General features: G+C 29.8%; 13 protein-coding genes, 1 pseudogene and 1 other annotated feature. Of the genes and pseudogenes, 1 reads left to right on the top strand and 13 read right to left on the bottom strand.

Going from position 1 to position 12,593, the window contains the following annotated elements; all coding sequences use genetic code 11:
* Positions 1-30: 30 nt before the first annotated feature.
* Positions 31-215 (bottom strand) — a binding site (T-box leader).
* Between the two features lie 34 nt (positions 216-249).
* The 9 genes and pseudogenes from NMU03_RS13730 to NMU03_RS13690 form a co-directional block, all read right to left on the bottom strand.
* Positions 250-1,122 carry a hypothetical protein gene (locus NMU03_RS13730; RefSeq protein ID WP_290139080.1) on the bottom strand — a complete coding sequence of 291 codons (873 nt, stop codon included), beginning with the start codon at positions 1,120-1,122 and terminating at the stop codon, positions 250-252.
* Complete coding sequence (locus NMU03_RS13725) at positions 1,119-1,562, bottom strand: GHKL domain-containing protein (protein ID WP_290139079.1); 444 nt, start codon at positions 1,560-1,562, stop codon at positions 1,119-1,121. Before NMU03_RS13725 ends, NMU03_RS13730 begins: the two co-directional genes overlap by 4 nt.
* 375 nt (positions 1,563-1,937) lie before the next feature.
* Entirely contained in the window at positions 1,938-2,630 is a 693-nt protein-coding gene (locus NMU03_RS13720; RefSeq protein ID WP_290139078.1) for a LytR/AlgR family response regulator transcription factor, read from the bottom strand.
* A gap of 942 nt (positions 2,631-3,572) precedes the next feature.
* Positions 3,573-3,716, bottom strand: coding sequence for a hypothetical protein (locus NMU03_RS13715; protein ID WP_290139076.1), 144 nt, complete (start codon positions 3,714-3,716; stop codon positions 3,573-3,575).
* A 56-nt stretch (positions 3,717-3,772) separates the two neighbouring features.
* The gene (locus NMU03_RS13710; RefSeq protein WP_290139074.1) at positions 3,773-5,983 is read right to left on the bottom strand and encodes a RelA/SpoT family protein; all 2,211 of its coding nucleotides are present in this window, start codon (positions 5,981-5,983) and stop codon (positions 3,773-3,775) included.
* A gap of 45 nt (positions 5,984-6,028) precedes the next feature.
* Positions 6,029-6,540: pseudogene (locus NMU03_RS13705) on the bottom strand (adenine phosphoribosyltransferase).
* Positions 6,541-6,599: 59 nt separating this feature from the next.
* Entirely contained in the window at positions 6,600-7,919 is a 1,320-nt protein-coding gene (locus tag NMU03_RS13700) for a single-stranded-DNA-specific exonuclease RecJ (RefSeq protein ID WP_290139073.1), read from the bottom strand.
* Positions 7,874-8,221 (bottom strand): hypothetical protein, encoded by a 348-nt coding sequence (locus tag NMU03_RS13695; RefSeq protein WP_290139071.1) that lies wholly within the window; start codon positions 8,219-8,221, stop codon positions 7,874-7,876. The genes NMU03_RS13700 and NMU03_RS13695 overlap by 46 nt, the downstream gene beginning before the upstream one ends.
* A gap of 152 nt (positions 8,222-8,373) precedes the next feature.
* The gene (locus NMU03_RS13690; RefSeq protein ID WP_290139069.1) at positions 8,374-8,661 is read right to left on the bottom strand and encodes a post-transcriptional regulator; all 288 of its coding nucleotides are present in this window, start codon (positions 8,659-8,661) and stop codon (positions 8,374-8,376) included.
* A gap of 79 nt (positions 8,662-8,740) precedes the next feature.
* Here NMU03_RS13690 and NMU03_RS13685 point away from each other — a divergent pair, with 79 nt between their 5' ends.
* Positions 8,741-10,051 carry an oligosaccharide flippase family protein gene (locus tag NMU03_RS13685; RefSeq protein WP_290139067.1) on the top strand — a complete coding sequence of 437 codons (1,311 nt, stop codon included), beginning with the start codon at positions 8,741-8,743 and terminating at the stop codon, positions 10,049-10,051.
* On the opposite strand, the gene NMU03_RS13680 is transcribed toward NMU03_RS13685, so the two are convergent.
* From NMU03_RS13680 to NMU03_RS13665, 4 genes are read right to left on the bottom strand one after another with little or no spacing between them, the layout of a single operon-like run.
* Complete coding sequence (locus tag NMU03_RS13680) at positions 10,046-10,942, bottom strand: aminotransferase class I/II-fold pyridoxal phosphate-dependent enzyme (RefSeq protein WP_290142353.1); 897 nt, start codon at positions 10,940-10,942, stop codon at positions 10,046-10,048. The two genes, NMU03_RS13685 and NMU03_RS13680, sit on opposite strands and share 6 nt — an antisense overlap.
* A gap of 11 nt (positions 10,943-10,953) precedes the next feature.
* Positions 10,954-11,184, bottom strand: a complete 231-nt coding sequence (locus NMU03_RS13675; protein ID WP_290139065.1) for a hypothetical protein — start codon at positions 11,182-11,184, stop codon at positions 10,954-10,956.
* On the bottom strand, positions 11,184-11,912 hold the full coding sequence (locus NMU03_RS13670) for an amino acid ABC transporter ATP-binding protein (protein ID WP_290139063.1): 729 nt from the start codon (positions 11,910-11,912) through the stop codon (positions 11,184-11,186). Before NMU03_RS13670 ends, NMU03_RS13675 begins: the two co-directional genes overlap by 1 nt.
* On the bottom strand, positions 11,905-12,588 hold the full coding sequence (locus NMU03_RS13665) for an amino acid ABC transporter permease (protein ID WP_290139061.1): 684 nt from the start codon (positions 12,586-12,588) through the stop codon (positions 11,905-11,907). Before NMU03_RS13665 ends, NMU03_RS13670 begins: the two co-directional genes overlap by 8 nt.
* Positions 12,589-12,593 lie beyond the last annotated feature (5 nt).

Below are 12,593 nucleotides of genomic sequence, written 5' to 3'. Positions count from 1 at the left end.
TTCCCTCCTTATAAATAAAAAAACGTCCTCTCTAAGGACGTTCAAAACGTGATACCACCTTAGTTCATACATTGTATGCCCTCTTATGTCTTAACGCGACTGACGGTTACTTTCATAACTTCCTCCAAAGTGTCCCATAGCTTCCTCTATCTGTTTTCACCACCCACAGACTCTCTACAAGATTATCACTATTTAATCTTCTTCAACGGATTGACATCATTATAAAAGATTCATTCATAAAAATCAAGTTCAATCCTGTTTTTCTTGATAAAGATTTGCATTTCTCTTTTCTTCAATATCTTTTTGCCATTGTTGGAGATAAGATTTGGCCTGACTTGGATCTTGTTGATACAACAAACGTAATGTTAATAAATGATTATTTTCATCATGTCTGATTTTAGACAAGATTTCATTATATTGACTCTGCTTTTCTAACATGGATGAAATTCTTTGATTTTGATAATCAATCGCTTCACGATATGTTTTTAATCCATAATCACGGTCAATCTCTTTTAATAAAACAGACAACAAAATCATATTCAAAACAAAAGCAAGTAAATTTATCAAAACAGATTCAAACGCACCCAAACATTGTATAAAAAAGAACTCTAAAACAAAGACAAAAACAGTTTTCATTTTAAAGAAAATAATATTGACCTTTTGATATAACACACCTGTAAAATAATACAAGGCAATTAAAGAAATGATTTTATAAATCAAATCTAAATAGACAAGCTGATGTGACTGTAAGAAAATTCCACCTATAAACATTGTCAAATCTTCAAATCCTAAACGTATAATATTCATAAAAAGATATATAAATTGAAAAATAAGTCCCCCTTTAAAATGGGCGTCTGTTAAAAAACAAAGATATATCTGTCTTGAAACATACAAAAAGATTAACGCTATAAATCCAACGATTGTTAATAAGATTTCCTGTGATGAATGATAATAACTTAAATATGTCCCATACCATGAAAGAATGGAATAAGGCAAATGGATAATAAGGGATATAAGAAATGATTTCATCAAATTATATTTTGGTTGAAAAAAAGATTTTGTATAATATACCAAACAAAAAGAAAAATCGAACCACATAATTAAAGAATAGACAAAAATCATAAACCATCCTCCTCATATAGATAAATCATCACATCAAAATGATGATTTTTCGTTATAATCATCTCACCATGATATTTTTCAACAATATCTTTCATAATTTTTATACCATATCCATGATGACGAGGTAAAACCGTTTGATTTTTAATATAACTATTATGAATATGAATTTTTAAACAACGATATTTTTCTTCCATAGATAAATAGATTTCTGGTTGCGTTGTTTGGCTTGCGCCTTTTAAAGCATTATCTACTAAATTAAATAATAATGCTGATAAATCAATATCTGATACAAAAGACTTTGATGGCACATGAATATTTGTATAAATAGATATATGTTGATATTGAGGTGTTTGAAATTTATAGGACAACAAACTATTAATAATCATATTTCGAGAATAGGTATTTTTATATGTTTGAATGACTTCTTCTAAAGATAACATTCTTTGATGAAAATCATCCTTTTCCAGCCTTTTTAATTCCTGATAGATATTTTCATAATACTGTTTTTCTATATATTGAAAATTATCTTGTAAATCTGTTTGTTCCTGTAAATAAGATTGATGATTTGACGAAAGAAAAAATCATAAAGATTTCGATAGTATTGTCCTATACGATAAATAACGAAAATAAAAATGAATCCTACTATAATAGATACGAGCGAGGTAATAAAAGTAAAAATATTAGGATCAAACATGTTATATATATATTTAAAATAAAACATGATGATATAATTCATAACACCAAAAACAAAAAACATAAGGCACAAAGTAAAATAGTAATATCTTAATTTTTTAGATGCAAATAAATGTCTTTTTTCATAAGAACAGCCTTTCTTTTAAGAGATTATGATATTTACGGCTGACAGGAATCTCTTTACCATTTGTTAGTTCAATAGATGTTCTTTTCATCACAGCAATATAATCAGAATTGACAATATAACTTTCATGAACTCTAATAAAGCGATGATTTAAACGCAAAGCCAAATCAGATAATTTTTCGTTACATGTATAAATTTCACCATAACAATCTTCAATATAAGTCATTCTTAATTTTCTTTCTAAATACATAATTTGCGATTGTTGAAAATAAATATCTTTATTTTTTGTATGAATCATGAACTTTTTTGATGCATAATAATCTAATATTTTCTCAATAATTTGATCAATCTTTAAAGACAAATCTTTCTTTTCAACATAATAAAATACAGATGAATAAAAAATATCTTTATAGTAATTATCATAGTTCGTTATATAAACAATTTGGATATCTGGATATTTTTGATACATCGTTCTTGTAAAATCTAAAGTTGTCCCTTCTTGTGTACAAATATCTATAAAAAGGAAATCAAAAGGAATTGTCTCTAAGTCTAGAAGCGCATATAAAGAATCACACTGAATCATTGTTTTTATTTCAAAAGTTAAATTTGTATTATCCAAAGCATTGGATAATACTTCTACAATATAATTCAAATGTTCCTCTTGATCATCAAAGACAGCTAATCTCAGCATATATATCACCCTAGTTTTTTATTCTAACTATTTTTTGCTTATATATCAATTTAATGACATATTTGACAAAGTTTATGTTATTTTTGGAAAAAACACAACAATAAAAATAGAAATCAAGATAATTCTTGATTTCTATCTATTATTTAAAGAAGAAATATTATCTTCAATGTGATTCATTTATATGAATATTATAAATAACGATGACACTCAATTATCTATTTTCTTATCATTACTTCCACTTGTCTTATTGCTTTATTTCTTTTTCTACAACTTATTTCATACATATCATTAGAAATATTCAATAAAACTTATTTCCATATTGATAATCTCATGACTAATGTTTCCATATTTTCGATAAAGCGATATTTCTATGTCTTTTTTTACTCCTTGATAATTTATATTTCATACTTTTTTATATCAAATATCTTCAATTCATTATTTATCATCAATTTCATATAATTTAAATTAATGAATCAAATAATTATCAACCTTTCTCATTCACCCATTGAAATCATTCTTTATTATATCATGAACTTTTTTATATCTATGGCCTATCTTTACCAGGCCTAACATATGTTAGGGGGTAGAAGATCTCTTTCTAATCTATATTCTTTTGGAAGATTTAGATTTTCCATGAACTTAGGTCCTAAATATAAAGTTTTCATTTCTAATTTTTCTTTCATCATCTTTAAGACCTCCTTTCATTTCCTTTCCTTTTCTTCATCTATATAATAACACATTTTTTATAAAATTGGAAGCCTTTTCATTTTCGTATTATGAAAATATTTTTTTAAAATTTATCTTCTTTTTATCATGATTTTTTAATTTTTTATAGATGATAAATGCAAATCTTCTCAATCCATTAAAATTGATTAAATCATTTCTTTTTTACCATATAATAAGTACATCCTACAAGTAATGAAGCCAATAAGGCTTCCCCTGCTAGTAAAAAATAAAAAAAGAATTAATAGCATCTTCCCCACCAGAAAAGATAATTCCTAGTAGATTTCCTAATAACATTGTTCCAAGAATAAAAACAACAAATGTTACAATAGCTATCATAATTGCTTTTTCTGATAATTTCATCCATATCCCCCCTTTATATCTCCAAAAATTCATAAATGGAAATTTCCATTTATGAATTAATGAATCACTCTTGTGATACTATAAACACCTTGTATTTTATTTAAGTTATCAATAGTTAATTGTAATAGTTCTGCATTTTCAACAGAAAGTTTCAACTGAATTCGTGCTTCAGTATCTTCAACACCAGCATTAATATTTAAAATGTTGACCTTCACTTGTCCTAATACGGTAATAATATCATTCAACATATTTGGACGATCTAAACCACGAATATCAATATCTACTTCAAAACGTTTTTGCATGATATTGGTATAATCCCAATAAACATCAATCAAACGTCCCTGTTCCACTCCTTTTAGGTTTGGGCAATCTGCACGATGGACTTTAATTCCCTGACCTTTAGAAACATAACCAACAATATCATCACCTGGTATTGGATTACAACATTTAGATAATTGAACCTTTAATCCATCCACACCTTTGACACTGATTCCTAAACTGCTTTTCTTTTGATTTTTTAAAGCATTGTTGTTTTTCTTGAGAATTTTAGAAAGGTTATCAAAGAAACCAGTTTTTGCTGGTAAAACTTTATCAATAAGCGTTGAAGCCATTGCTTGTTTTTTACCAATAACCAACATTAAATCATCGAAATTTCTAGCACCAAAAGAACCAAAATAAGCTTTATAAGTTTCTGGATCCATAAATTTCTTTTCATCCAAATCACGCTTACGAATTTCTTCTTTTAATAATTTTTTCCCTTCTTCAATCGCTTCTTTTTGTGTTTCAGCATCTTTCTTTGAGATATACTGTCTAATTTTATTTCTGGCACCAGCAGTTCTGACAAATTTTAACCAGTCTTCACTTGGCCCAGAATTCTTATTTGTTTTTATTTCACAAACATCACCAGTTTTTAATTTGGTATTAATAGGAACCATCACATTATTGACAATCGCTCCAACGGCATGATGTCCAACTTCTGTATGAATACGATAAGCAAAATCAATTGGTGTCGCCCCATTAGGCAATTCAACAATTTTTCCTTGTGGTGTCATGACGTAGACATTGGCTTCAAAAATATCACGTTTTAAAGAATCATAATATTCTTTAGCATCTCCATCTTTAATTTCATCACTTAAAGTGATAAAATCTCCTAACCACTGTAATTTTTCAACAATATCTTTTTGTTCTAGTTTCGATGAATAGTCTTTGCCTTCTTTATATCGCCAATGTGAGGCAATCCCACGTTCAGCCAATTCATCCATTTCTTCAGTACGAATCTGAATTTCAAAAATATGCCCATCTTCACCAATCACAGCAGTATGCAAAGATTGATACATATTAGGCTTAGGCATCGCTATATAATCTTTAAAACGTCCTGGTAACGGACGATAATGATCATGAATAATTCCTAAAACTTCATAACATTTCATTTTATCTTTTAAAATAATACGCAATGCATTTAAATCATAAAGTTCATCAAAACGTTTATGTTTAATAACCATTTTTTTATAGATACTATAAATATGTTTAGCACGTCCTTTAATACGATATTCAATATGATTTTCATCCAATAATGTTTCTACAGATTTCATCATTTTTTCAACCGATTCACGACGTTCACTACGTTTTTGTTCTAATAACTCAGATATTTCAAGATAGGCTTTTGGATCTAAATAATGTAAACATAAATCTTCTAACTCAATACGAATATCATTAATCCCTAAACGATGAGCAATCGGTGCATAGACTTCCAATGTTTCTCTGGAAATACGCTGTTGTTTAGCTGGTGGCATATATTGTAAAGTACGCATATTATGCAAACGATCAGCCAACTTAATTAAAATGACACGAATATCTTTTGCCATAGCAATATAAATCTTACGATGATTTTCAGCATAGACATCGGCTTCATCTTTAAAAGGCATTTTATTAATTTTTGTTACGCCTTCAACAAGACTTGTAATTTCCTCACCAAATCGTTCTACCATTTCATCATGAGGCACATCGCAGTCTTCCATAACATCATGTAAAAGCCCTGCTGCAATCGTTGTTGGTCCGGTTTGTAAAGTCGTCAAAATATATGCAACCCAGATCAAATGAATGGTATAAGGTTCTCCACTTTTACGCTTTTGTCCCTCATGTTTCACCATGATAAAATCATAAGCTTTTTGAATCAAATCAATACTTTCTTTTTTGGTAATGTAAGTCGAACAACTTTCTAATACATCATCAAACGTTACTTGATCATGTGCACCTTTATATTTCATATATCTTTCCTCCTTTACTATGTAAAAAAAGAGACTGCGTCCCTTTTAATACTTTAAGACTGAATAAACGTCATATTCTTTTAAAAGTTCTCTCCCTTTTAAAGCTTCAAGTTCAATCAAAAAAGCAGCTCCTACAACGTTTCCACCCATTTTTTCAATTAAAGATATGGCAGCTTCAACAGTTCCTCCTGTAGCTAATAAATCATCCACAATCAAAACATTTTGACCTGGCTGAATACTGTCACTATGCATTTGGATTTCATTTGAACCATATTCCAAATCATATGATTGGCTAATCACCTCACGAGGTAATTTACCTGGTTTTCTCACTGGAACAAATCCACAGTTTAATGCTAAAGCAACTGGGCATCCAAACAAGAAACCTCTTGCCTCAGGTCCAACAATTACATCCACTTTTTCTCTTTTACAAACTCACATAATAAACGAATAGATTCTTGATAAGCATCTTTATCAGCCAAGAGTGGTGTCACATCTCTAAAGATTACACCTTGTTCTGGAAAATCAGGAATATCTTTAATATACTTTTTTAAATCCATAGCTTAAAAGCCCTCCTTATTTGTCTATTATAACAAAATCTATCATTTTTATAAAGATATTATACGATATCTTTAATAATAAAATTCAAACTTTTTTGATGACGATATTCATTGATTTGAAGTGTTCCAATCACGTTCACTGTTTTTATATTTTTTAATTCGCCATATAAATCACCATGTTGAAAATATAGCATAGACATTTTACTATGTGGAAATTGACTTTCCATTTTTAAATGTTTTCCTTGCCCTAATTGTTGCACCTTAGCAACAGGAACATTTTTTAATAAATAGAGTGGTTCTTCATTTTTCATACCAAAAGGTTCAAGTAATGAAAGAGATTCAACACTTGATAAATGAATATCATTTTCATCAATCTGTAACACAGAAGTCGTTGGTTGTAAATGATGTCCTTGCAAAGCCGCACTAACACATTGACAAAACGAATCATAATGAGCCTCATCCACTGTAAATCCTCCAGCCAAAGCATGTCCTCCACATACAACAAACTGGTCTTGATGCTCTGTAAAAAACTGATGCAAAGAAAAACCTTCAACACTTCTTGCACTGCCTTTATATATTCCCTTTTGACGATCATAATTCATTACAAAACTTGGTCTTTCATATTCACGTGTATATTTCCCAGCAATCAATCCCATGATTCCTTCATGAACTTGATCACTTGCCCAACACAAAAAATCATCATTCATTTCTTTTTTAGCTAATTCATATTGTTGATTAGTCAAGGTTTGTCTTTTGGTATTTAAAGACGAGGCCATTTGAGCCACTTTCATCATATATTCACGTGGCGCATTTTTTAAGAAATATTTAACCAGAACATTCGGTGAACATAGTTCAGGTAAGCGACCAAAAGAGTTGATTTTAGGTGCAATCACAAAACCAATACTTTGTGTGGAATAAGTTTGTTGATCCCCTAATAATAATTCTAAAGAAGGGTATTTAGCTTCCTTCATAAACATCAAAGCTCTTTTGACTAAAGAACGATTCTCATCCAACAATGGCATCATATCTGAAATAGCTGTAATAGCTGCCAAACAAAACAAATATTTGTCTTGATGTCCTAACAGGGCACTCGCTAATTTATATGCTACAAAACCACCTGAAATTTCTTTAAAAGGATAATCAGGAGATAATTTTGTATGAATAAATGTACAAGCATCAGGTAAGTCTTGATCAAATTGATGATGATCAGTAATAATAACATCTATCCCTAATTCGTTTGCTCTTTCCACAGCATCAAAAGCTTTCACACCATTATCAACTGTAATAATTAAAGAATAACCTTTTTGAGCCATTTGTTCCACACGCTTAACATTCAAACCATAGCCATCATCAAAACGATGGGGAATATGATATCCCACTTCAACTCCCAATTCCAAAAAGCTTGTACCAGAATGACTGTGGCTAAAATACCATCACAGTCATAATCACCATAAACACAAATTTTTTCTTGTTGTTCAATGGCTTCATGAATTCTTTCTAAAGTCATATCAGCTTCTTCAAATAATGAAAAATCGTGATAAATCAAACGTGGATTCATCATATCTTTAAGTGTTTTTTCATCATAATGACGACTTTCAATGACTTTTGCCAATAAAGAATTGACATGATATTGAGCCTGAATCTGTTGATAATGCAGTGGCTCTATGATTTTATATTTCATAACTAACATCTATCTCCTTTAAATCATATGGATTAATTATAACATATACTTATTTTTAATTTCAAATATTCTGCCTATCAAGCCCATACCCATTAAAAATAAAAAAGTCCTGCTAACAACAATCAAAGTTAGAGGATTTCATCATGGTTATATTATTTGGCAATTAAGTCACTAAAATCATCAATATTCATTGTTGAAGCCTCTTTAATGACTTTCATTTTTAAATAATCAAAAACCTCAGAAAAACGTAATGACATAATATCATCTATAACATCACACATAGCTTTTGTCTCCACATCTTTCCATTTAATAGAATAAAGATAATCTTTAATATCATAGCTATTAATTTCATGAACACCTTCATTTTTAAATTCATTAGCTTTTATACGAATTAAAAAAAGAATATCTAATGGCAAGTTATTCTTCATATTGATTTCCATTGACTGCACTTCCTAACATATTTTTTAAATCTTCAACATATTTATTATAAAGGAAATTCGACAATAAAGGAAGTATTTTATGAAAAGAAAATTGATTAATTCATTTCTCATATTAACCAGCAGTACTCTTATCACAAAAGTCTTTTCTTTACTCAATCGCATGCTTTTATCTCGCCTTTTAGATGAAAATGGAATGGCTCTCTATATTTTGGTTATTCCAACATTATCTTTATGTATTACCTTAGCACAATTTTCTGTACCTTCAGCCGTCTTTCGCCTTGTCTCACATCCTCGTTACGACAATAAAAAAGTCATCATTTCAGCCATATGTATCTGCTTTGTAACTTGTTTATGTATCATGGGTACACTTTTATGTTTTTCAAAAATTATTGCTGTATATTTTCTAAAACAAAGTCAAGCGTATTTACCTCTACTTTGTATGCTCCCCTTTATTCCTTTAGTAGGAATCAGTGGTATTATCAAAAATTATTATTTAGGTAAGGAAGATGTATGGAATCTATCATTGGCACAATTTTTAGAAGAACTGGCACGTATCCTCTTTACTTATTTTGTCATTCGTTATTTTTCTCATTTAGCCATGACTTATCTTGTTGCTATCGCAATTCTTGCAATGAGTATTGGAGAATTCACTTCCATTCTTTTTTTAATGTTTCGTCTTAAAAGAAGAGTCAATTGGCATTATCATCCCATCGCTTATTTTCAAGAACATTTTATTTTTAAGGATATGATGAATATTGCATTGCCTTTAACAGGTTCAAGGCTCTTACATGTGTGTTATAACTTTTTAGAACCTATTTTACTGGTTTCTATTCTCACAAAACTGCATATCAATGAAAATCAAATTCATCTTCAATATGCCATCATCAATGGATATGTGATTTCATTATTAGTCACTCCTACTTTTTTCAATAATGTTGTTTTAAGATTACTACTCCCTATTTTAAATAAAGATATTGCCTATCAACGTACAACAGCTCTAAAAAAACATGTTTTCTATGGTATTCTTATCTGCTTTCTCATCAGTTTACCATTTACTCTATTATTTTATTTTTATGGTGATATTTGCCTACAGATTATGTACAATACCCCAAATGGTTATCAATACCTCCAGTATATGTGTATTCCTTTTACTATTATTTATTTACAAACACCTTTAAGCGCAACCCTTCAAGCATTTAATAAAAATAAAGAAATGTTTATGATGAGTACTTTTGAAGTTTTGATTGAACTTGTTTGTTTGATTATTTTAATCCCTCGATTTCAGGTTGAAAGTGTTGCAATAGTTATGTTAATTGGTTTGTTTTCAACACTTGTTTTCTCTTTCTACTTTGTTTATCAACTTGTCTATAAAAAGAAAAAAAGCCTATAAAATTACTTCAATAGGCTTTTGATCAAACTGTCTTAACCAATGTGAGAAAGTCATTAAACCTTCTTTCATTGTTTTTTCATCTTGTGTAAATCCAAATCTTAAATGATATTCTTTATCAAAGGCACTGCCTGGTACAAAGAATACCCCTGTTTCTTCTTGTAATTTTTCACAGAAATAAGCAGATGGGATATCCAAATGATAATGTAAAAAACAAACCGTTCCATGTCTTGGAATAACACATGATACAAGTGGCTCTTGTGCTAACCATTGTTTTAAAATATCTTTATTTCTTTGACAAATAGCAATACTACGTTTTAAAATCACATCTTTATTTTCCAAAACAAGACAAGCCAAATAATCATCCAATGGCCCAGAACTGATAATATGATAATCACGACGATAATTAATCAAATCAATCACATCTTTAGGCCCTTTAACCCATCCCAGTCTTAATCCAGCAAAAGAAAAGACTTTAGACAAACTCTGTGTTACAATCGCTTTATCATAATAATCACTCCATGATGGATATAATTCTTGGTTTTCAGTATCAACACCACGATAAATCTCATCACACAAGATATAACAATCATATGCTTTTGCAAGAGCAATGACTTCTTTCATTAATGGTATTGGAATAGTTGTTCCAGTTGGATTGTTAGGTGAATTTAAACAAATCATTTTGGTATTCTTTTGCATACAAGAACGAAAATCTTCAATATCTGGTAACCAGTTCTTTTCTTCCTTTAAATGAATCAAAGAAACTTCACAACCTAAAGATAATGGGAAATCATACATCTGTTGATAGGTTGGAAATAAACTGACAATATGATCACCAGCCTCTAATAAACTCATTAATACCAATTCATTGGCATTAATTGCCCCATGTGTTATCGTAATATTCTCTAAATCACCTTGTTCATATAATGATAAAATGGCTTTTTTAAACGCTTAGAACCAACAATTGGTCCATAGTCCATTTTCATAGACATCATTGACTCGACAATATTTTCACTGACGAATTGTTGAAGATCTGATAAAGATAAGGATGACACACATGTTTCTGTCAAATTATATTGACAGTCATTTTCATGATCAGTCATCCACGTTTCTACTTTAAATTCATTAATTTTCATTAATGCATAACCTTATTCAAGAACTCTTGAGCCCTTTGTGTATTAGGATGTTTAAAGAATTCCTCAGCATTATTTTCTTCAACAATTTTTCCATCTTCTAAAAAAATCACACGATCAGCAACTGTACGCGCAAATCCCATTTCATGTGTCACAACAACCATTGTCATTCCTTCATTAGCTAATTCTTGCATAACTTCAAGCACTTCAATAACCATTTCTGGATCCAATGCACTTGTTGGTTCATCAAACAACATAATCTGAGGATTCATACACAAACTTCTAGCAATAGCAACTCTTTGTTTTTGCCCTCCAGATAATTTATTTGGATATTCATCTTTCTTATCCAAAAGTCCAACTCTTTCTAAATATTTACAGGCAATTTCCTGTGCTTCTTCTTTACTTTTATTCATCACTTGAATAGGTGCTAAAGTTAAGTTTTCTAAAACTGTCATATTAGGGAAAAGATTGAAATGCTGGAAAACAAATCCCATTAAACTTCTTAAGTTCTTATATGACTCTTTATTCTTTTCATCAAGTAATTCATCTTGAATATAAATCTGTCCACTTTCTGGTTTTTCTAAGCCATTGATACATCTTAAAACTGTACTTTTTCCTGAGCCAGATGGACCAATCAAACAAACGATTTCACCTTTTTTGATTTCCAAAGAAACGCCATCAACAGCTTTTAATTTATTAAATTGTTTGACGATATTTTCAACCTTAATCACTGAGTGCCAACTTCCTTTCTAATCTCTTTGCTATATATGAAATCGTTAATGTCATCACTAAATAATAAACCCCAGCAATACAATATGGTGACATAAATTCGTAATATTGATTTCCTAAAACTTTTGCCGAATTCAATAATTCAACAGCTCCAATTACACTGACTAAAGAAGAATCTTTAATTAAAGTAATAAACTCACTAATTAATGGAGGGACAATTCTTTTAAATGCTTGAGGTAAAATAACCAAACGCATGGTTTGCCAACGAGATAACCCTAAAGTTTCACAAGCCTCCCATTGTCCTTTATCCACACCATTAATACCACTTCTAATCAATTCTGTTGTATAAGCACCACTATTAATACTCATCGCAACAACACCAATCAAGAAATAATCCATCCTAAAAACATTACCTGTTATTTGTGTAATAATGATTGGCACAACATTAAAAATCAATAAAATCTGTAATAACATCGGTGTTCCACGAATCACTTCTACATAAATATTACCAAGAATTCTTAAAAATTTATTTTTTGATATTTTTGCAGAAGCCCCCAGCACACCAAAAATCAAACCTATAAAAAGGGATAGAGCTGCCATACTTAATGACACCATTGCCCCTTTAAAAAGATATATAAAGTTCTCGATGGTCATTATATCCCAAAATGCAGTAAACATGATCT

The organism is Allocoprobacillus halotolerans, assembly GCF_024399475.1.
Classification (GTDB): domain Bacteria; phylum Bacillota_I; class Bacilli_A; order Erysipelotrichales; family Coprobacillaceae; genus Allocoprobacillus; species Allocoprobacillus halotolerans.
This window is presented reverse-complemented; position numbering and strand designations above follow the sequence as displayed.

Excerpts from the sequence above, each read along its gene's own strand:
- NMU03_RS13730 (WP_290139080.1), bottom strand. The coding sequence starts at position 1,122 with ATGATTTTTGTCTATTCTTTAATTATGTGGTTCGATTTTTCTTTTTGT.
- NMU03_RS13725 (WP_290139079.1), bottom strand. The coding sequence starts at position 1,562 with ATGTTATCTTTAGAAGAAGTCATTCAAACATATAAAAATACCTATTCT.
- NMU03_RS13720 (WP_290139078.1), bottom strand. The coding sequence starts at position 2,630 with ATGCTGAGATTAGCTGTCTTTGATGATCAAGAGGAACATTTGAATTAT.
- NMU03_RS13715 (WP_290139076.1), bottom strand. The coding sequence starts at position 3,716 with ATGAAATTATCAGAAAAAGCAATTATGATAGCTATTGTAACATTTGTT.
- NMU03_RS13710 (WP_290139074.1), bottom strand. The coding sequence starts at position 5,983 with ATGAAATATAAAGGTGCACATGATCAAGTAACGTTTGATGATGTATTA.
- NMU03_RS13695 (WP_290139071.1), bottom strand. The coding sequence starts at position 8,221 with ATGAAATATAAAATCATAGAGCCACTGCATTATCAACAGATTCAGGCT.
- NMU03_RS13690 (WP_290139069.1), bottom strand. The coding sequence starts at position 8,661 with ATGGAAATCAATATGAAGAATAACTTGCCATTAGATATTCTTTTTTTA.
- NMU03_RS13685 (WP_290139067.1), top strand. The coding sequence starts at position 8,741 with ATGAAAAGAAAATTGATTAATTCATTTCTCATATTAACCAGCAGTACT.
- NMU03_RS13675 (WP_290139065.1), bottom strand. The coding sequence starts at position 11,184 with ATGAAAATTAATGAATTTAAAGTAGAAACGTGGATGACTGATCATGAA.
- NMU03_RS13665 (WP_290139061.1), bottom strand. The coding sequence starts at position 12,588 with ATGTTTACTGCATTTTGGGATATAATGACCATCGAGAACTTTATATAT.